The organism is Larkinella soli, assembly GCF_003703975.1.
Taxonomy (GTDB): Bacteria; Bacteroidota; Bacteroidia; order Cytophagales; family Spirosomataceae; genus Larkinella; species Larkinella soli.
This window is the reverse complement of record NZ_QTJY01000001.1, coordinates 212204-232503: the sequence shown is the minus strand read 5'-3', so window position 1 is coordinate 232503 and position 20300 is coordinate 212204. Positions and strand designations below refer to the sequence as shown.

The window sequence follows — 20300 nt, the reverse complement described above, 5'->3', positions numbered from 1 at the left end:
GGGGCGGTGAGGTGAGCGAGAGGGTTAGCCGGCATGGGTCATCAACGGAAGGGTAATGGTAAACTGCTGCTCGGAGTCCTTCACTTCCAGTTCGCCCCGCCCCAGCAGCCGGTATTTGGTGGCAATGTTCGACAGCCCGACGCCGTTCGACAGGACCCGGGCGTTTTTCCGCTGCACGTTGTTGGTCACCTTCAGTCGGCCCTGCCGGGTGGTTTCGATCCGGATGTGAAGCGGCTGCTCGGGCAGGATGACGTTATGCTTGACGGCATTCTCTACCAGCATCTGCAGCGTCAGCGGAGGAATCCGGGCGTCGCGGTACTGGTCGGCCACGGCCACCTCCAGGAAAATGCCGTCGCCGTATCGGGTTTTCAGCAGGTGAAAATAGGATTCGATAAAGGCCAGTTCCGTCTGCAGGCTGGTCAGTTCGCCCTCATTGGTCTGGAGCAGATACCGGTAGACGCTGGAAAGCTCCTCGATGAACAGCCCGGCCTTCTCGGTGTCTTCGTCGATCAGCGAGGACAGCGTATTGAGGCTGTTGAACAGAAAATGCGGGTTTACCTGCTGCTTCAGCCCGTCGAGCTGGCTTTGCAGGTTGATCTTTTTCAGCCGCTCCGTTTCGCGGATCGTCTGCGACCACTTTTCAAACGTATAAACGCCCTCATGAATGATGTTCGCCGTGATATTGCCGACCACCCCGAGCGTCAGGGCCAGCCGCAGCCGGTCCGGATCGAAAGCGTAATCCGGAAACCGGATCCAGTGGTAAAAGTAAAACAGGAACGTTATGGTAAGCGCGGACATGAAAATATGAATCACCAGCGCCATCGACATCCGCATCCAGATCTGACGGACATGGGGGAACTGTTTCCGAAGGAAGACGGCCGGGACGGCGTGCAGGAAATAGGCCGGCGTCCAGATCACCGCCGTAACCACCGATGCCCCCAGAAAAACATGCCGCTGCTGGAGGTAAGTGTTCCCGAACAGCATGTAATTCAGCAGGAAGTAATAGAAGGGCAGAATGATCAGCGCGATTAACGTATCCTTTTGGGTAAATCGGTTTAATGTCAGGCCCACATCGGTTGGAAATAGATCACGGTAAATTTACCAAAAAATCGGCACCTTTGACGATCAGGGGCAAACGGACCACAAACTCACGGCCGTCGTCGGTGATCAGGGGCCGGGGGAGCCGAAGCAGCGTAAACCGCTCGGTCAGGTGGCCCAGACCGCCCGGCTGCTTGTTCACCTGGAGGTTTTTCCGCTGAATATTGTTCTTCACCGCCAGGGCCGAATCCTGCGTCGTATGGATAGTGATGACGAGCGGCTTTTCGGCCAGGATGATGTTGTGCCGGATGGCGTTTTCGACCAGGGTCTGGAGGCTGAAGGGCGGCAGCCAGGCGTCGAGCAGCTGCACGTCGATGGCAATCTTCAGTTCGATGGCGGCTCCGTAGCGGGCTTTCAGCAGGTAAAAGAAGGAGTGGATAAAATCGATTTCAGTCTGGACCGTCACGAGCCGTCGTTCCCCGGATTGCAGCAGGTACCGGTAAACGGTCGAAAGTTCGTCGAGAAACTGGTTGGCCCTCGCACGGTCTTCCGAGATCAGGGCCGAAAGCGAATTGAGGCTGTTGAAAAGGAAATGCGGGTTGACCTGGTTCTTCAGGCTGTCGAACTGGCTCTGAATACCGGCCTTCTGGACGGCCTCCGCTTCCGCAATGGCCTGCCGGTACTGCTGGAGGTAAAAAATGATCTCATAGATGGTTCCCAGCAGGAGCGAACAGATGATTCCGACCAGAATATAGGATACATATACTTTCCGGGTCACCGGCACCAGCGCCACCCCGGTGGCGTCCGTAAGGAAGACGAATAGAATCTGGCAGAGGATCGTCAGGGTAAAATACCCCGCAAACGTAATGATGATCCGCAGCAGCGATTGCCGGTTATCCGGGAACCGGTTGCGGGTGAAGTGCACCCACCGCAGCGACAACTCCCACACACCCGTCATATAGGCGATCCCGAAAATAACCCAGCTGAAATACCAGACGGGGTTATAATTATATTCCTGGAGGTACAGCAGGTTCCCCAGCAATACAATCAGCGGAATGCCAATCCATCGGAGCCATCTGTCGTTAGGCCGTTCCAAAGTCATTATTCATTTTATCAGTTTACGGATACAAAAGTAAAAAACGGTAAAATGCCCCTTCAGGGTGATCTGACTGAAACCGCCGGATTGATGGATGAATTGAGCGTAGGGGCTGTTAAAGGCTTAAATTCCCGGGCCGCCCATAGTGGTTTCCTGACGATCCGTGCTGATCTTTGCAGAAAAATCACAGGAAATTTCATTTTGATCATACAAGTCCCATGACAGGATTACACGTGAGGTTGGTTGCTTTGGGCCTGCTCGGCGTCTTTTTCGCCGGCCCGGCACGGGCTCAGGACCCGGAAGGGGGCGCATTGCAGGATACCATTCAGCTGGAGGAAGTGACCGTGAAAGGCTATGAAACGAACCGGCGGCTGATGGAAACGGCCGCGGCCGTGGGTTTGCTGTCGCCCCGGGACCTGAACCGTCGCTTCGGAACCCCGTCGTTCGTGCCGGCGCTCAATACCCTGCCGGGCGTTCGAATGGATGAACGTTCGCCCGGGAGTTACCGGCTTTCCATCCGGGGCAGTCTGATCCGGTCCCCCTTCGGGGTGCGGAACGTCAAAGTATACTGGAATGAGATTCCGCTGACCGACGCGGGCGGGACCACCTACCTGAACGCACTGGATGTCCGTTCCATTGGGAGGGTCGAGGTGATCAAAGGCCCGTCCGGTAGTCTGTACGGGGCCAATACCGGCGGAACGCTGCTGCTGGGCGGCCCGGTCGTTCCGGCCGGGGAAAACCGGGCGGAAGCCGGTCTGACGGTGGGTGATTACGGGTTGCTCGGCCATAACTGGTCGCTTCAGACCGGCCGCAACAATGCCGCCATCACCCTGAATTACGGCCATTTAGAAGCGGATGGTTACCGGCAGAACAGCGCCATGACCCGCGATAACCTGAACCTGACCGGCACTTTCGTTCTGAATCCCAAACAGACCCTATCCGTTCTCGGCTTTTACTCCGACCTGTACTACCAAACCCCGGGAGGTCTGACCGAAGCCCAATACCGGGCCGATCCCCGCCAGGCCCGACCCGCCACCCGGGTGGTTCCGGGCAGCGTCGGCCAGCGGGCGGCCATCTACCAGAAAAACGGCTTTCTCGGCATTTCCCACAACTACCGCTGGAGCGACCGCATTCAGAATACGACCGTCGTTTACACCTCGCTGACCGACTTCCGCAATCCGTTCATTACCAACTATGAATTACGCGCCGATCAGGGCGTGGGCGGGCGGACGGTTACGCGCTGGCAGGCCATCCGGGAGGGACTGCCGACGCAGGTCGTCTTCGGAGGAGAATGGCAGCATAACTTCACCGTCAACCGAAACTACGGGAATCAGGCCGGCCGCCCGGACACCCTCCAGTCCGACGATGAACTGCGTGCCGTGCAGTCGGTCATTTTCGCCCAGATCGAATCTACGCTGCCCCTTGGGGTCATCGCTACGGTGGGCCTGAGCCGAAACGAGGTGGCCTACCGGTTCACCCGGTTTTCGGTCCGGCCGGTGACGGCCCAGCCCCGCGGTTTCGACCCGGTCTGGTTGCCCCGGTTGGCACTGTTGAAAACGTTCGGGCCGGAGTTGTCGGTTTACGGCAGTCTGAGTACCGGCTATTCGGCGCCGACCATTCAGGAGGTCCGGCCTTCGGAGGGAACCTTTAACCCGACGCTTGAACCCGAACGGGGCACCAATCTGGAGGTAGGGCTGCGCGGCCAGGCCGGACGGTTCCGGTACGATCTGGTGGCCTATCGGTTTCAGCTTCGGCAAACCATCGTCCGCCGTTCCGTCGAAAGCGGGGCGGAGTTTTTCGTCAATGCCGGACGAACGGATCAGAAAGGGCTGGAGTCGCAGTTGTCGTATGACTTCGCGGCCCGACGGACGGGAGATTTCTGGCGGTCGGCGCGGCTTTGGAACAACACCACCCTGGCCAATTACCGCTTCCGCAACTATCGCCAGGGCACCGTGGACGTTTCCGGAAACCGCGTGACGGGGGTGCCGCCCGTGGTGGTGGTCACCGGGTTCGACGCCGAAACCCGGCTCGGCCTGTATGCCTTCGTGACGCATCAATTCATCGACCGGTTTCCGCTGGATGATGCCGGGACGGCCCGTTCCGGCGTGGCCCGGCTGTTGAATGCCACCCTGGGCTACCGGACCGCCTTCGCCCGGCGCTGGACTTTGGACGCCTACGTGAGCGGAGATAATCTGCTCGACCAGAGCTATAGCCTCGGCTACGACCTGAATGCCTTCGGCGGCCGGTATTTCAATGCCTCTCCCCGCCGAAATTTCCTCGGTGGGGTTCGGCTGGCGGTCCGCTGGTAATGATCGGTAATTCAGAGCGTAATGGAATTTTCCTGCTCTTCAAAGAACAGGTAATTCAAATAGTCGCAGTAAGGTCTGATCAGCAGGCAGCCTCTGGCTACCTCGTCGGCGAAACCCGGTTTGGTGACCTCCCGGTCCGAATACCGGTGCATGAAAAAGAGCTGTTTCCGGCGAAGAAGGTCGATGTCGGGATGATCGGCGGAGTAGCCTTTCGGTGCGGTTTTCATCGTCTCTCCCCAGATTTCGGGGAAATAGGCCCGGAATTCGGGGTCTTCGATAATGCGTTTGAGTTCGGTCGGATTGTAGTCGACCTCCTGGCGGAATTTGGTCAGGTGCTGGGGGGTGGGCTGCCACATCCCGGCCCCGAGAAAGGTTTCTCCATCGGGCTGGATGCTGAGGAAGTAATCGATCCGGCCCGAATGCCGCCCGCCCGGCCCGATGGCCACCGCGAAATTCGGTTTATAGGGCGATTTGTCCTTCGAAAACCGGATGTCGCGGTTGATGCGGAAAATACAATCTTTTACTTCGGTATTGGGAAGCGGTTGAAACCGGCAGACAGCCTCCAGCAGGCGGCCCACGAAACCGGTCAGTTCCTTTTTGGCGGCTTCGTAGCGGCTCCGGTTGGCCTGAAACCATTCCCGGTTGTTGTTCTGAACCAGATCACGCAGGAAGTCAAGTGATTGAGAAGTGAATTGCGATTCCGCAGCAGTTTTCGTTTTCATACGTATTTCAAAGCTACCAAGAAATCACGAAGTTTGCAGGAAAACCAATTGTTGAATTGTTGAATTGCCGAATGATTGAATTGGCTCTGCAAATCAAGGGAGGCAGCGCAATTCATTCAACAATTCAACAACTCACCAATTCAACAATTCCCTTTCATGTCTCGCATTCTGACCGGTATTCAAAGCAGCGGACGGCCGCACCTGGGAAATATCCTGGGTGCCATCAAACCCGCAATCGAACTTTCCAAACAGCCTGAAAACGAATCATTTCTGTTCATCGCCGACCTCCATTCCCTCACCTCCATCAAGGACGGGGAAACCCGCCGGGAATTTATTCGCGCGGTGGCTTCGGCCTGGCTGGCATTCGGTCTGGATACCGCGAAGAATACCTTCTGGAGGCAGTCGCACGTTCCGGAACATACCGAACTGGCCTGGTACCTGAGCTGCTTTACACCCTACCCGATGCTGGCCAACGCCCATTCGTTCAAGGAGAAGTCGGAGCGGCTTTCGGACGTCAACGCCGGGTTGTTTACCTACCCCTGCCTGATGGCCGCCGACATTCTGCTGTACGACGCCCACATCGTTCCGGTCGGGAAGGACCAGAAACAGCACCTCGAAATGACCCGGGATATGGCCTCCGCCCTGAACAACCAGGTGGGCGAGGAGATTTTCATCCTTCCGGAAGCCCGCATCGACGAGCGGATCATGACGATTCCCGGCATCGACGGTCAGAAGATGAGCAAGTCGTACAACAACTACATCGACATATTTCAGCCGGCCAACGACCTCTACAAGGTCATCAAGAAAATCGTTTCCGATTCCACCCCGCTGGAGGAGCCCAAAAATCCGGACGCGGACATCACCTACCAGTTGTATTCACTGCTGGCGACTCCTGAACAGACGGAGCAGATGCGACAGAACTACCTGAACGGCGGTTATGGGTATGGACACGCCAAAAAAGAGTTGTACGAACTGATCCTGAGCGTTTTCGCCAAGCCCCGTGAGCGGTTTGCCTTTTACATGGAAAACGACGAAGCGCTCGAAAAGGAACTGCGGGCCGGTGAGGAAAAAGCCCGGGCCATAGCCTCCCGAACCATCGCCCGCGTTCGCCGGAAACTGGGCTATTGATCTCGTCGGCCATGGGGGAAGCGCTCAATCGCCTGGACACCGACCTGTTTCTCCGGCTGAACGGCCTTTATGCCGGGTGGCTCGACCCGATCATGGTCCTGGCGACGGAGCGCAACACCTGGATTCCCTTATATATCCTGCTGATTGCCTGGCTGGTGCGGCTTTACCGAAAACAGGCGGTCGGGATGATTCTGAGCCTGGTGGCGGCCGTCGCGCTCAGTGATCAGACGGCCTCGGCGCTGCTGAAACCGCTGACCCTGCGCCTGCGTCCCTGCCACGAACCGGGCCTGAAAAACCTCCTCCATCCGGTGCTGGAATGCGGAGGGACCTACGGCTTTGCCTCCTCCCATGCCGCCAACTCCTTCGCCCTGGCGATGGGCCTGTGGCTGTTGCTGGGCCGGCGGTTTCCCTCGCTCCGATGGGCCTTTGCGTGGGCCGGCCTTGTTTCATACAGTCGGATATACGTCGGTGCCCATTACCCGTTGGACGTATTGGCGGGAGCGGGCGTCGGGGTGCTGATGGCGACCGTTTCCGTCACCGTATTCCGGTGGCTCGGCCGGAGCCTGAAAAACCGCCAGGCCGGCAATACGGCCACGAACACCAGACACAGGTAAGCCAGCCAGTCCCCGAAGCGGGAATAAATCGTCCGGACCGCCTGAACCGGGACCCGCGTCACCGTCAGAATTTCTCCGCCCTGAAAAAAGTCCCGGCTGCCGTAAATCCGACCCCGGTAATCGGTGAAAAGCGATAAGCCCCCGTTGACCTGACGGGCGATGGAGCAGCCGTTTTCAATTCCCCGAAATACCGCCATGAACGAGTGGTAAGGTGAAATGGCGGACCAGTCGCCCGAGGGCAACAGGAGAAGTCCCACGCCTTTCCGCCCAAGCTGCCGCATGGTGTTCGGGAAATCCGCATCGTAACAGATGGAAGGCGCTATCCGGCCGTAAGGGGTCGAAATGGCCGGAATTTGGCCGTCGCCGATCCGGCTGGGTTCGACGCCGGGGACCGGGTGGTTTTTAAAAAACCGGTTGATGATCCGGCCGTCCGGGCCGATCAGAACGGTCTGGTTCTCCAGAAATTTTCGGTCGGGCGTGATACGGCCCGGCGCGATGGAAGCGATCCCCATCAGCAGATAAACCCGGTTTTTACGGGCGAACTCCCTTCCCCGGGCAAGGAGCGCCGGTTCGTCGGGTTTCAGAACCAGGGCGTTCCCTTCCGACCACATGACGAGTTTTGCACCCTGTTGGACGGCTTTACCGGAAAGGGTAAATAGTTGATCATGAAGGGATTGGAGAACTGTGAAGCCGTACCGAAAGCGATTGGGATCCGGATTTTCGATAAAAGCGCCGAAGGAACGATTGACGGCCTGAAACTCCGGGGCCGTCTGTGAAATTTTTGGGTCGAGACGGAGGTCGGTTCCGGTGGCGTCCCGGTGCAGGGCCGTCAGGAAGGGCAGGCTGGAAACCGTCAGCCCACCCACCGCCAGGGTTTTACCGGTCGGCGGTGCTTCGCTTTCATAGCGTATCCCACCGAAAAGGAGGACGCCCGCCAGGACGACCGAATACAAAGCCAGGCCCCGGAATGCGGTTTTGGGGCCGGAAGGCGAAAGGACGGCCCAGGCCGCCACCGACCCGAACCAGTAAATGAGGAAACTGATGCCCCACAGTCCGGTGACGGAAGCCAGTTGCGCCAGCCAGGGAAATGCATACTGTGAGTTGGCGATGGAGCCCCAGACGCCCTGTTCGGAGCCGGATTCCAGAAATTCCCGGGCCGTGCTGAGGGCCGGAAAAAACAGGGTGCCGGCCAGACCCATATTCCGGCCGGTGCACCAGGCATCCAGCCGGAATACCGCGAGCGAGATCAAACTTCCCATCAGGGTGATGATCGCCAGCACGACCATCGGGAAAGGCGCTACCTCGTACAGGGAAACCGCAATCGTCAGCAGCTGCGCGCCGAACATCCACCCCCATTTCCCGCGGATCGCGCCGGTACGGGAGTAACAGAGAAGCAGGGCCGGTCCAATCCAGGCCGCGGCCGGAACCAGCCATTTGGGAGACAATGCCGCCTGGGCGACTGAACCGGCAAGGAGGCAGAATACGGCAAATCGTACCTGAAATTTTGGGGTGAATGAAAAATTGGAAAGCATGGCGGTCTGGGTTGAATGATGGCCCAAAACTGCCTGTCGGTGGAAGCAAAGTCGTCCGGGTTTGCAAAGTCGAACGCATTTTTTCAGTTCGACTTTAGGCGTGCCGGAAGTCGAACGCGGTTTTGGCGGTTCAGGCCTGCTGTTTCCGGTATTCGGACGGCGTCTGCCCGGTGTATTTTTTGAACAGGGTGTTGAAGGAGGATTTGGAGTTGAAACCGACCTGATACATCACCTCCAGCACCGTGACGCCGGGGTCTTTCGGATGGGCCAGCAGCCGTTTGGCCTCATCGATCCGATACCGGTTGACGAAATCGAAAAAGTGCTGCCGGAGGTCGTCGTTGATTAGCAGGGAAAGCTCCTTCGGCCGGAGTGACAACTGCCGGGCGAGTTCTTCCAGCGTCAGCTCGGGATCGAGATACGGCTTCTGCTCGACCATAAACCGGAGCACCCGTTCCCGCAGCGGCTTCTGGTCGGGATGCGGAATTTTTTCCGGAAGGGGTGGCCCCGCGTCCTCCAGTCCCTGGAAAAAATCCGGCTGGCGGAGCGCTTTCAGCAAAAACTGATTGACAAACACGAACAGGCTCAGAAGCAGCACCAGCAGCACCCCGAAATAATAACCCGCCAGGGAGGTACCGGAAAGAAAACCGTTCAGGACGCTGAGCAGGAAAAAGAGGAGCAGGTAACCCATCGTCCAGGACAGCCACGAAAGGTTCTTGCCGCCGAGGTTGGAGTAGCTGGTAATCAGGGTCCGGCGGTACTTGCGGACCTGCCGGAAGGCCGGCAGCAGGTAGGCCGAAAAATGGAGGAAGATCCCCAGCGAGACGACGTAGAAACCAGTGGGCAGGTTCCGGTCGATGATGCCGCTGAGTAGCCGGCGCTTTTCCGGCTCCGAAAGCTGATGATAGCCGGACAACGACAGGAAGGTCAGCAGCAGGAAGGGGACCGTGTGCAGCAGGTGAACGGGTTTCAGACGGAAATCCCGGTAAACGACCGAGCGAACGTACAGGTATAGCTGTGGCCCAAACAACAGGGACAGGTTCATACCCCACAGCCCCCAGGACGGGAAACGGAAGTATACTCCCTTCATCAGCAGGAAGTTATCGACGATATTGAGCCAGATGGAAAGGAAAAAGCTGCCGAGGAGCCGGTTGCTGACCCGTTTGCCTTTGGGATGGGTGAAAAGAAAAAAGCTGACGAACAGCAGCTGGAAGATAATCAGGCAAAGAATCAGGTCGGTTACGGTGAACGACATACAAAAGATGCAACGATTCACCCGAAACTACGAATATTTCCCTACCTTTGCGGAAATTTTAGGCACCGATGGCTTCCCTAAATACCGTAAAAATTTTTTCAGCAAGTCAATCTAATTACCTGGCGGAGAAAATTGCCCGGTATTACGGCAAGGATTTAGGAGGGTATACTCTCCGCAAATTCAGTGACGGCGAATTATCGCCCAGCTTTGAGGAGTCGATTCGGGGGTGTGACGTGTTTCTGATTCAGTCGACGAATCCGCCGGCGGACAATCTGATGGAACTCCTGCTGATGGTGGATGCGGCCCGCCGGGCCTCGGCTCACTACGTAACGGTCGTGATTCCCTATTTCGGATACGCCCGTCAGGACCGGAAGGACAAGCCCCGGGTGGCCATTGCCGCCAAGCTCGTTGCCAATATGCTGGCCGCTGCGGGCGCTGACCGGCTGATGACGGTCGATCTGCACGCGGGTCAGATTCAGGGGTTCTTCGACTTTCCCGTCGACCACCTGGAGGGCGCTTCGGTATTTGTGCCTTACATCCGGAGCCTGAACCTTGAAAATCTGATCATCGCTTCGCCGGACGTGGGCGGAGCGGCCCGGGCCCGGTCGTTCGCCAAGCACTTCAACGCCGACATTGTCCTGTGTGACAAACACCGCAAGCGGGCCAATGAGATTGCCTCGATGCAGGTGATCGGGGATGTCGAAGGGGCCAACGTCGTTCTGGTCGATGACCTGATCGACACCGGCGGAACACTCTGCAAGGCCTCTGAAATCATTCTGGACAAGGGGGCCAAATCCGTGAGGGCGGTTTGTACGCACGCCGTCATGTCGGGGAAGGCGCATGAAAACATCGCGTCCTCGACGCTGGAGGAACTGGTGGTGTCGGATACGCTGCCGATGCGCCAGCCCAACGCCAAAATCCGCGTCCTGTCCGTGTCCGAGCTGTTTGCCAAGGCCATCGGGCGAATCCGTGACCATGAATCTATTAGTTCACTATTTAAAAATTATTGAGTTGTTGAATTAATGAATGATTGATTTTTGCCACAAAGGCACAATCATTCCGTAATTCAAGGCTTTTCGAAGCACAACTCAATCAATCAACAATTCAACAATTCAACAATTTAATTTCATGAAACAACACGAGATTGTAGGGTTTAAAAGAGCGAATCTCGGTAAAAAGGAGTCGAAGGCTCTTCGCGCCGAGGGATACGTTCCCAGTGTTCTTTACGGTGGCAAAGAGCAGGTACACTTCTATGCGCCGGCCATTCTGTTCCGTACGCTGCTGACGACGCCGGATGCATACGAAGTTCATCTGAACATCGAAGGCGACGAATACAAGGCGATTCTTCAGGATACTCAGTTTCACCCGGTCAACGACATGCTCCTTCATGCCGACTTCCTCGAACTGGTGGAAGGCAAGGATGTGAGGGTAGAAGTGCCCATCCGCTTCATCGGAACGGCTCCGGGTGTTCAGAAAGGGGGTAAACTGATTCAGAAAGTTCGTAAACTGAAACTGCGCGGGGCCGCCGACCGCATCCCCGACTATGTAGATGTCAATGTTTCCGATCTGGATATGGGTAAGACCATCAAAGTAGGGGCCATTCAGCTGGAAGGCGTCGAAATTCTCGACGGCCCGCTGAATCCGATTGCCTCCATCGAAATTCCCCGTTCGATGCGCGGCAAAACCAGCTAACATCAATTGATCGACTAATAGGTTACCAACATCAAAAAGCCAACCCGCTCGGGTTGGCTTTTTTTATGTTTCCAATATCTACGGGAGAGGACAATTATTTCTCCTCACTGCCGGTCACTGAACTGGAATCGGTACGTTCGTCCACAGTCGATTCTGCGCCCGGCGCTTCGGAGTCTTCCACGGCTCCGGCCGGCGGACGCACCTCCTCGATGCGCGGGTCGGTGCCGTTTTCGACGGAGGCCCCCGGAACGGCGATGTAGGGTGCAATTACCAGCGAGACGATGGACATCAGCTTGATCAGGATGTTCATCGATGGCCCGGAGGTATCCTTGAACGGGTCACCGACGGTATCACCCGTGACGGACGCCTTGTGCGGTTCGGATTTCTTGTAGTAGATCTGGCCGTTGATTTCAACGCCCTTTTCGAAGGATTTCTTGGCGTTGTCCCAGGCCCCGCCGGCATTGTTCTGGAAAATACCCATCAATACGCCCGATACCGTTACCCCGGCCAGGAGACCGCCCAGCACTTCCGGCCCGAAAACAAAGCCGAAGAAGACCGGCACCGTCAGGGCGATGGCTCCGGGCAGGATCATTTCCCGGATGGAGGCCTGGGTGGAAATGGCAACGCATTTTTCGTATTCCGGCTTGGCTTTGCCTTCCAGAATCCCCGGGATTTCGCGAAACTGGCGACGGACTTCCTCCACCATTTTCATGGCGGCACGCCCGACGGCGGCAATGGCAAGTGAGGAGAAAATGAACGGGATCATCCCGCCGATGAACAGCCCGGATAACACGTCGGCTTTGTAAATGTCGATGGCCGTAATGCCCGACACGCCGACGAAGGCGGCAAACAGGGCCAGGGAGGTCAGGGCGGCCGAGGCAATGGCAAACCCTTTTCCGGTGGCGGCCGTGGTGTTGCCGACCGCATCCAGAATGTCGGTCCGGCCCCGGACTTCCTCCGGCAGTTCGCTCATTTCGGCAATCCCACCCGCGTTGTCGGCAATGGGGCCGAACGCGTCGATTGCCAGCTGCATGGCGGTGGTAGCCATCATCCCGGCGGCTGAAATGGCCACCCCGTAGAGACCGGCGAATTTATAGGAGATGAAAATCCCGGCGGCCAGCGTCAGAATCGGCAGCACGGTCGATTCCATCCCGATGGAAAGCCCCCCGATAATGTTCGTCGCGTGCCCGGTAGAGGACTGCCGAACGATCGTCATGACCGGACGACGGCCCATGGCCGTATAATATTCGGTAATGATCGACATCAACGCCCCGACGATGAGGCCGGTCACGATAGCGTAGAAAACATCCATCCGGTCGAACTCGACCCCCCGGATTTCCAGCGTGCCGGTAGGCAGCATACTGACAACGAGGAAGTAGGAAGCCAGAACGGTGAGGATGATGGAACCCCAGTTGCCCGCATTAAGGGCGCCCTGCACGTTACCGCCGTCCTTGACGCGTACGAAGTAGGTGGCGATGATGGAAAAAATAAGCCCCAGACCGGCAATCACCATCGGCAGCAGAATGGGAGCGTGGCCGGTGAGATTGACGTCTTCCGGAATCCGGATTTCGCGTCCCAGTACCATGGTAGCCAGGATTGTTGCCACATAAGAGCCGAAAAGGTCGGCGCCCATCCCGGCCACGTCACCCACGTTGTCACCCACGTTGTCGGCGATGGTGGCGGGGTTGCGCGGATCGTCTTCCGGAATCCCGGCTTCCACTTTCCCGACCAGGTCGGCCCCCACGTCGGCGGCTTTGGTATAAATCCCGCCACCCACCCGGGCGAACAGGGCGATGGACTCGGCACCCAGGGAAAAACCGGCGAGTACCTCCAGAGTTTTCTCCATCGGGAGGCCGTTGACGTCCCCGGACTGTGCTACATAAAGATTATAGAAAATGATAAAAAGCGTGCCTAATCCAATGACGGCCAGACTGGCTACCCCGATACCCATGACCGAGCCGCCGGTGAACGAAACCGCCAGGGCCCGGCTCAGGCTGGTGCGGGCGGCATGGGTGGTCCGAACATTGGCTTTGGTAGCCACTTTCATCCCGATGTATCCGGCCAGAGCGGAAAGGAAGGCCCCAAGCAGGAAGGAAACCGCAATCACCGGGCTGGATTTCTCGGTTTGGGTACCGGAATACCCCAGCAGCAACGCAACGACTACGGCAAAAAAACCAAGCACACGCCATTCCGCTTTCAGAAAGGCGATGGCCCCGTTGGCGATGTAGGATGCAATTTCCTGCATTCGGGCATCCCCGGGATCCTGTTTGGAAACCCATAGAAATTTAGTATACATCACCGCCAGGCCCACCAGACCCAGAATCGGAACAAGGTAAATACTGTAATTCATGCTGAACGGTTAAAGTTGGTTTATTATGGAACGTCGCAAATATAGAGTTATCGGAAGCAAATGAAACAGGAGGCCACGGTTTTAGTTGAATTTTTTAAGGGAAAACTGTGGCTATTTTAATGAATTAAGGAAAATAGTTACCTAAAGTGAAATGCATACCCCGTTGTAGTGACAGGTTGACCCAGGCTTTTTTATTTTTGTTGCAGTGCGTTAGTCCTCCCTCCGATGAAAAAACAATACGGTCTGTGTCTCTGCTGCTTGTTGGCGGCCACCCTTTCTCTGTCGGCCCAGCCGCTGGCCGGGCTTTCCCGCCCGACACCGGCCGGGGAGATTTTGCAGAATCTGAAAAAGCTGAATGTCGTCGGCACCGCCCTCTATGTGGCGGCTCACCCCGACGACGAGAATACGCTGATGCTGACCTACCTCGCCAACGAACGGCAGCTTCGGACGGGTTATCTTTCCCTGACACGGGGCGACGGCGGCCAGAACCTCATCGGACCGGAGCAGGGTGAGTATATCGGGGTCATCCGGACGCAGGAACTTCTGGCCGCCCGGCGCATCGACGGGCCGGAGCAGTTTTTCAGCCGGGCCTACGACTTCGGTTTTTCCAAATCGACGGATGAAGCCGTTCGAACCTGGGGCCGGGAGCAGGTACTCGGAGACGTGGTCTGGACCATCCGGAAATTTCGGCCTGACGTGATCATAACCCGTTTTCCACCCGACAACCGGGCCGGCCACGGTCACCACAGTGCCTCGGGATTTCTGGCCGAGGAGGCTTTCAAAATAGCCGGTGACCCTTCCCGTTACCCCGAACAACTAAAGTATGTGCAGCCCTGGCAGCCGAAGCGGATTTTCTGGAACGTCTTTATTCCCGGGGCTTTTCTGAGCAATAAGAAACCGGATGAGGCCGGTACGATGGTGGCGGTAGAAACCGGGTTATATAATCCCCTGCTGGGCCGGTCGTACGGCGAAATCTCGGCGGAAAGCCGCAGCCAGCATAAAAGCCAGGGATTCGGGGTACCGGCGGCCCGGGGCGAACGCATCGATTATCTGCTGCTCAAAGCCGGCGAACCGGTATCGCGGGATCCTTTCGAGGGCATTGATCTGACCTGGAAACGGGTACCCGGCAGCGAACCGGTGCAGCAACTCGTCAGCCAGGCCGTCAGCTCCTTTAAACCCGAGCGTCCGTCGGCCTCGGTGCCGGTTCTGGTCCAGTTGTACCGGGCCCTCAACCGGCTGGATACCGCGAACGTCTATGTGAAGACGAAGAAAAAAGAAGTCGAAAACCTCATCCAGCAATGCCTGGGCCTGTGGTTCGAAACCAACCCCTCCGATTTTGCGGCTGCCCCCGGTGAAGCGGTGCGGGTGGCCAGCACGGTGGTTAACCGTGCTGAGGTGCCGGTCAAACTGGTCGGTTTGCACATGCCGGCCGTCGGCAGGGATACGACCACCAACCTGGTCCTGAAACCCAATGACCAGCGGACCTTCCTCACCACCGCTACGCTGGCGGCCGGTCAGAAAATTTCCCGGCCGTACTGGCTTCAGAAACCCGTGAACAAGGGGTTGTTTCAGGTGGACGATCAACGGCTGATCGGTTTGCCGGAAAACCCGCCTGCGCTGACTACCGAGTTTACCTTCGACATCGACGGCCAGCTATTCACTTTCAGCCGGCCCTGGGCGTATAAATTTACCGACCCGGTCGATGGGGAGATTTACCGGCCTTTTGTGGTTCAGCCCGAAGTGACCGCCAATCTTGCCGAAAAAGTGTACGCCTTCGCGGACAATACCCCCAAAACCGTCGAGGTGATTCTGAAAGCCGGGAAAGCCGGTGTTTCAGGAACGCTGAAGCTGGAGGCTCCGGGCGGCTGGCGGATTGAACCGGCGGAAATGCCGTTCAGCCTTAAAGACAAGTATCAGGAGATCCGGGCTTCGTTCCGGGTCAGCCCGCCCCCGGCTTACGGCGAGGGCCAACTGCGCGCCGTGGTCAGCACCAGCGCCGGAACCACCGCCTATAGCCTCCGGACCGTCGCCTACCGCCATATTCCGACGCAGACCTTGTTTCCCGCAGCCGAATCGAAGCTCGTCAAACTCGACATTAGGGTTACAAGTAGAAACATTGGGTACATCATCGGGGCAGGGGATGAGGTGCCGGCCGCGCTACAGCAGATCGGCTGCCGGGTAACGCCCCTGACGGCCCGGGAACTGAACGGGGATCTGTCCGGCTATGATGCCGTTGTCGTGGGCGTTCGGGCCTACAACACCGAAGACTGGCTGCGCAATTATCAGGCGAAGCTGATGGAATATGTGAAGAACGGGGGCCGGATGGTGGTGCAGTATGTAACTCCCGGCGGTTCGTTCATCCAGAACGGCCTGAAAGTCGCCCAGATCGGACCTTATCCTTTCTCGGTGGGCCGGGAGCGGGTGACGGAAGAGGATGCCAAAATGAATTTTGTCAATCCGCAGCATCCGCTGTTGAATTATCCGAATAAGATTACCGATCAGGATTTTTCCGGATGGGTTCAGGAGCGCGGAATCTATTTTGCGCAGGAATGGGATAAGGCGTACGAGCCGATTTTCTCGGTTGGGGATACGAACGAAGCACCGAAGCAGGGCAGCCTGATTTACGCCAGATACGGGAAAGGCCATTTCATTTACACCGGCCTGGTATTTTTCCGGGAATTGCCGGCCGGGGTACCGGGTGCCTATCGGCTGTTTGCCAATCTGATTTCCGTCGGGAAATAATGTGGCAGATCTGGATCGATACCGGCGGCACGTTTACCGACGGGCTGGCCCGCGACCCTGAAGGGAATCTCCATCGAACCAAAGTCCTCAGCAGCAGCTGCCTGCGGGGCGTTCTGAAAGCCGTTCCCGCTGAAAATCCGGATGGAGAGGAACCGGAGGCTCCCGGACTGGTCCTGGAAGCCCCCTGGCTGACCGCCCCCATTTTCGACGGATACCGGCTTCGGGTGATCGAAACCGGGGAAACGGGGCAGGTTGTTAGCTTGAATCTGAATGGTAAATTATTGACGGATAGGATTTTAAAAGATATAACTCAAGGAACGGTTGAGTTATCGAGCGGAGAAGAAGCTCCTGTTCTGGCGACACGTCTCCTTACCTTAACACCGTTAGGCCATCCATTTCCCCCCCTGGAAATGCGGCTCGGCACCACCCGGGGCACCAACGCCCTGCTGGAACGGAAAGGCGGACGGGTGGCTCTGGTGGTTACCAAAGGTTTTCGCGACCTGCTGACCATCGGCACCCAGCAGCGGCCGGAATTATTTCAGCTTGCCATTCCCCCGGCAGACACCCTGTATGACTCGGTCTGGGAAGCGGAGGAACGCATGACCGCCGAAGGTGCCGTTCTGTCTCCACTGACCGCAGAAACCATTCAGGAATTGGTTACGCAGGTGACCCGGCAGAAGCCCGATGCCGTGGCGGTGTCTTTCCTGAATGCCTGGCGGAACCCGCAGCATGAGATTCGGATGGGGGAGGCACTGCGGGAAGCCGGCTTTCCGGTGACCCTGTCTACGGGAATTTCCTCCGCCATTCACTACCTTCCCCGAACCCGGACGGCCGTGGTCAACGCCTACCTCACCCCGGTTCTGAGGTCTTACCTCCAGAATCTGACCCGACAGTTGCAGGGCCATCCGGTTTGGGTCATGACCAGTGCGGGCGGTCTGGTCCGGGCCGAAAACTTTTTGCCTAAAGACAGCCTGCTAAGCGGCCCGGCGGGGGGCGTCATCGGGGCTGCTTCCGTCGTTGAGCGGATGACCGGCTTTTCCGTAAACCGGAATTTTTCCGGTATTCTGACCCTGGATATGGGGGGGACCAGTACCGACGTGGCCCGGTATGCCGGCCGGGTGGATTATAGGTTTTCAACTCCCGTAGGGCCGTTCGAGCTTCAGTCGCCTTCGCTGGCGGTGGAGACGGTGGCGGCCGGTGGCGGTTCCGTCTGCCGGTTCGACGGTTCGCAGCTCCGGGTCGGGCCGGAAAGCGCCGGAGCCAGTCCGGGCCCGGCCTGTTATGGCGCCGGTGGGCCGCTGACCATTACCGACGTCAACCTGCTCCTAGGCAGGCTCCATCCGGCCCGGTTCGGCATTCCGGTTGACCCGGAGAAAGCCCGCGAAGCCTTGCGGGCGGTGGCGGAGGAAATCCGGGAAAAAACCGGCGAGCCGATGGACGAAGCCTGGTTGCTGGCGGGTTTCGAGCGAATTGCTAACGAGGCCATGGCCGGAGCCATCCGGAAGATTTCGGTGGCGCGGGGTTTCGATCCGAAGGAATATGGCCTGCTGGTGTTTGGCGGAGCCGGCGGCCTTCACGGCTGTGCGGTGGCCCGCCTGCTGGGGATGCGGTCGATCCTTCTGCCCTTCGATGGCGGGTTGCTGAGCGCCTACGGAATCGGAAAGGCCCGGATTGAACGGATGGCTGCCCGACAGATTCTGCTTCCCCTTGCCGAGGCCCTTCCGGATCTGCCCGGACAGATCCGGAGCCTGACGAAAACCGCCGTCCTGGATTGGCAGAAGGAGCAAATCGCCGGGCAGGAGGTCGGGCTTCGGGAGGTGATGTTCTTCCTGCGGTTTCAGGGTCAGGAAAGCACGATAGAAATCCGCGTCGAAGGCCAGGGTTGGGAAAGAGAGGTGCAGCGGCTTGAGATCCTTTTCCGGGAAAAATATGAAAATCGGTTCGGGCATTATCCTGCCCAACGGGTGCCGGAGCTGGAAAGCCTCCGGGTGCTGGTCGGTACTCCGTCGGAAGAGCCTCGTCCCCAACCCGTTACAGCGGTAACCAGACCTGCTTCGCCGGCTTTTTATACGGAAGCCTATCCGGTTTTTGACTGGACGCGGCTGGAGGAAGGAGATTCCTTCAAGGGGCCGGCTCTGCTGCTGAACCGGACTTCTTCCGCCTTTATTGAACCGGGATGGGAGATCATGGTAAAAGAAGGAAAGAATGTGCAGGGCCTGCTCCTGGAAAATACCGATCCGAATGACCTTCCTTTGCTGGAAGCCGCTCAGACCGAGTTGTTTGCCCGGCGCTTTACGGCCATTGCCGAAGAGATGGGAGTTCAGTTGCAGCGCACCGCCTTTTCGGTGAACGTGAAGGAGCGGCTCGACTTTTCCTGTGCCCTGCTCGACGCGTCGGCCGAACTCTTGGTCAATGCTCCTCATATTCCGGTTCATCTGGGAAGCCTGGGAATCTGTACCCGGCTGGTTCTGGATCGTTTAACGCTGGGACCCGGTGACGTCGTCATTACCAATCATCCCAAATACGGAGGATCACACCTGCCCGACGTCACCCTGCTGGCCGGAGTTTTTACCGGGAAAAGCGAACTGGTAGGCTACGTCATCAACCGGGCGCACCACGCCGAAATCGGAGGAAAAGTTCCGGGTTCCATGCCGCCCGACGCTACCCGGCTGGTGGAGGAAGGGGTGGTTCTCGAACCGCAATACCTGGTCAAAAACGGTGAGCTGCAATGGGCCGCCGTGGAAAAACAGTTTACCGGGGCCCGGTATCCCACCCGCTCGCCGGCCGAAAATCGGGCCGACATCGATGCCGCCCTGGCCTCCCTGCGTACCGGCGAAATCGCCCTGAAGACGCTGGTGAATCAGCACGGGCTTCCGGTAGTTCACCAGTACATGAAACGGCTGAAGCAGTCGGCTACCGACACCCTGCTGGACCGCCTTTCCGCGGAACTGGAGCGGGTAGGAACGGAGAAGGCTATAATCCGGGACGCTACCGAAAAGCTCGACGACGGCCATTCCATTCAGGTGAAAATCGTTTTGGAAAAAGCCGGAATCACCTTTGATTTTGCGGGAACCTCCCCCGTGCATCCCCATAATCTGAACGCCAATCGCTCCATTCTTTTCAGTGCGGTGCTGTACGTGCTGCGGCTCTGGTGCGGCAAAGACCTTCCACTGAATGAGGGTCTGATGGTCCCCGTGACGCTTCATCTGCCGGAATGCTTCCTGAATCCTTCCTTTTCCGACCATCCGGAGGAATGTCCGGCCGTGGTCGGCGGGAACACTGAAGTCAGTCAGCGGCTGGTCGATACCCTGCTGAAAGCCCTGGGGACGGCGGCCTGTAGTCAGGGTACGATGAACAATTTTCTGTTCGGGAACGCGGCTTTCGGCTATTACGAAACCATCGGCGGGGGAGCCGGCGCTGGGCCGGGGTTTGCCGGCCGGTCGGCGGTACATCAGCACATGACCAATACCCGAATGACCGACCCGGAGGAACTCGAAAGGCGGTATCCGGTGCGGCTCCACGAGTTTTCGGTCCGGCAGGGGTCCGGCGGCAAAGGGCAGTGGGACGGGGGCGACGGCATTGTGCGGGAGCTGGAATTTCTGCAACCCGTCCAGACGACTCTGCTCAGCCAGCACCGGGTCGAGAGACCCTATGGGCTGGCCGGCGGTGAACCCGGACAACCGGGCCGGCAGTGGCTCATCCGAGCCGACGGCAGCCGGGAAGAACTTCCCGGAATCTTCTCCCTTCCGGTGCAGGCCGGGGAACGCATTCGGCTGGAAACGCCGGGCGGTGGCGGATTTGGAGAAGCGGAGTGATTTTCGTGAA

Annotated in this window: 12 protein-coding genes and 1 pseudogene; 7 read left to right on the top strand and 6 right to left on the bottom strand. The window is 58.0% G+C overall.

What is annotated here, in order from left to right:
- Positions 1 to 24: 24 nt before the first annotated feature.
- Both DX909_RS02845 and DX909_RS02840 read right to left on the bottom strand, forming a co-directional pair.
- A complete protein-coding gene (locus tag DX909_RS02845) occupies positions 25 to 1071 on the bottom strand; it encodes a sensor histidine kinase (protein ID WP_229310921.1) in 1047 nt (348 codons plus the stop codon).
- A 16-nt stretch (positions 1072 to 1087) separates the two neighbouring features.
- Positions 1088 to 2080, bottom strand: a complete 993-nt coding sequence (locus tag DX909_RS02840; protein ID WP_206512956.1) for a sensor histidine kinase — start codon at positions 2078 to 2080, stop codon at positions 1088 to 1090.
- Positions 2081 to 2352: 272 nt separating this feature from the next.
- On the opposite strand from DX909_RS02840, the gene DX909_RS02835 reads away from it, so the two are divergent.
- Positions 2353 to 4443, top strand: a complete 2091-nt coding sequence (locus tag DX909_RS02835; RefSeq protein WP_128543536.1) for a TonB-dependent receptor — start codon at positions 2353 to 2355, stop codon at positions 4441 to 4443.
- A gap of 11 nt (positions 4444 to 4454) precedes the next feature.
- Here the strand turns inward: DX909_RS02835 and DX909_RS02830 are convergent, their stop codons facing one another.
- On the bottom strand, positions 4455 to 5165 hold the full coding sequence (locus DX909_RS02830; RefSeq protein WP_128543535.1) for a DUF2461 domain-containing protein: 711 nt from the start codon (positions 5163 to 5165) through the stop codon (positions 4455 to 4457).
- A 156-nt stretch (positions 5166 to 5321) separates the two neighbouring features.
- Here DX909_RS02830 and trpS point away from each other — a divergent pair, with 156 nt between their 5' ends.
- Together trpS and DX909_RS02820 are read left to right on the top strand one after the other, a co-directional pair.
- On the top strand, positions 5322 to 6293 hold the full coding sequence (trpS, locus tag DX909_RS02825) for a tryptophan--tRNA ligase (protein ID WP_128543534.1): 972 nt from the start codon (positions 5322 to 5324) through the stop codon (positions 6291 to 6293).
- A gap of 11 nt (positions 6294 to 6304) precedes the next feature.
- Positions 6305 to 6907 carry a phosphatase PAP2 family protein gene (locus DX909_RS02820; protein WP_128543533.1) on the top strand — a complete coding sequence of 201 codons (603 nt, stop codon included), beginning with the start codon at positions 6305 to 6307 and terminating at the stop codon, positions 6905 to 6907.
- Positions 6908 to 6993: 86 nt separating this feature from the next.
- On the opposite strand, the pseudogene DX909_RS29870 reads toward DX909_RS02820, so the two are convergent.
- Together DX909_RS29870 and DX909_RS02810 are read right to left on the bottom strand one after the other, a co-directional pair.
- Positions 6994 to 8439, bottom strand: a pseudogene (locus tag DX909_RS29870) (nitrilase-related carbon-nitrogen hydrolase); the annotation flags it as partial.
- A gap of 130 nt (positions 8440 to 8569) precedes the next feature.
- Positions 8570 to 9691: a helix-turn-helix domain-containing protein gene (locus tag DX909_RS02810; RefSeq protein ID WP_128543531.1), complete on the bottom strand. Its 1122-nt coding sequence runs from the start codon at positions 9689 to 9691 to the stop codon at positions 8570 to 8572.
- Between the two features lie 68 nt (positions 9692 to 9759).
- Here DX909_RS02810 and DX909_RS02805 point away from each other — a divergent pair, with 68 nt between their 5' ends.
- Entirely contained in the window at positions 9760 to 10701 is a 942-nt protein-coding gene (locus DX909_RS02805) for a ribose-phosphate pyrophosphokinase (protein ID WP_128543530.1), read from the top strand.
- Between the two features lie 118 nt (positions 10702 to 10819).
- Positions 10820 to 11383, top strand: a complete 564-nt coding sequence (locus DX909_RS02800) for a 50S ribosomal protein L25/general stress protein Ctc (RefSeq protein ID WP_128543529.1) — start codon at positions 10820 to 10822, stop codon at positions 11381 to 11383.
- A gap of 94 nt (positions 11384 to 11477) precedes the next feature.
- On the opposite strand, the gene DX909_RS02795 is transcribed toward DX909_RS02800, so the two are convergent.
- A complete protein-coding gene (locus DX909_RS02795) occupies positions 11478 to 13733 on the bottom strand; it encodes a sodium-translocating pyrophosphatase (RefSeq protein WP_128543528.1) in 2256 nt (751 codons plus the stop codon).
- 225 nt (positions 13734 to 13958) lie between these two features.
- On the opposite strand from DX909_RS02795, the gene DX909_RS02790 reads away from it, so the two are divergent.
- Both DX909_RS02790 and DX909_RS02785 read left to right on the top strand, forming a co-directional pair.
- Positions 13959 to 16475, top strand: a complete 2517-nt coding sequence (locus tag DX909_RS02790) for a PIG-L family deacetylase (RefSeq protein WP_128543527.1) — start codon at positions 13959 to 13961, stop codon at positions 16473 to 16475.
- Positions 16475 to 20290: a hydantoinase B/oxoprolinase family protein gene (locus DX909_RS02785; protein ID WP_128543526.1), complete on the top strand. Its 3816-nt coding sequence runs from the start codon at positions 16475 to 16477 to the stop codon at positions 20288 to 20290. Before DX909_RS02790 ends, DX909_RS02785 begins: the two co-directional genes overlap by 1 nt.
- Positions 20291 to 20300: the final 10 nt, after the last annotated feature.

Coding starts and splice junctions, on each gene's coding strand:
- DX909_RS02835 (WP_128543536.1), top strand. CDS start 2,353: ATGACAGGATTACACGTGAGGTTGGTTGCTTTGGGCCTGCTCGGCGTC.
- DX909_RS02830 (WP_128543535.1), bottom strand. CDS start 5,165: ATGAAAACGAAAACTGCTGCGGAATCGCAATTCACTTCTCAATCACTT.
- trpS (WP_128543534.1), top strand. CDS start 5,322: ATGTCTCGCATTCTGACCGGTATTCAAAGCAGCGGACGGCCGCACCTG.
- DX909_RS02820 (WP_128543533.1), top strand. CDS start 6,305: ATGGGGGAAGCGCTCAATCGCCTGGACACCGACCTGTTTCTCCGGCTG.
- DX909_RS02810 (WP_128543531.1), bottom strand. CDS start 9,691: ATGTCGTTCACCGTAACCGACCTGATTCTTTGCCTGATTATCTTCCAG.
- DX909_RS02805 (WP_128543530.1), top strand. CDS start 9,760: ATGGCTTCCCTAAATACCGTAAAAATTTTTTCAGCAAGTCAATCTAAT.
- DX909_RS02800 (WP_128543529.1), top strand. CDS start 10,820: ATGAAACAACACGAGATTGTAGGGTTTAAAAGAGCGAATCTCGGTAAA.
- DX909_RS02795 (WP_128543528.1), bottom strand. CDS start 13,733: ATGAATTACAGTATTTACCTTGTTCCGATTCTGGGTCTGGTGGGCCTG.
- DX909_RS02790 (WP_128543527.1), top strand. CDS start 13,959: ATGAAAAAACAATACGGTCTGTGTCTCTGCTGCTTGTTGGCGGCCACC.
- DX909_RS02785 (WP_128543526.1), top strand. CDS start 16,475: ATGTGGCAGATCTGGATCGATACCGGCGGCACGTTTACCGACGGGCTG.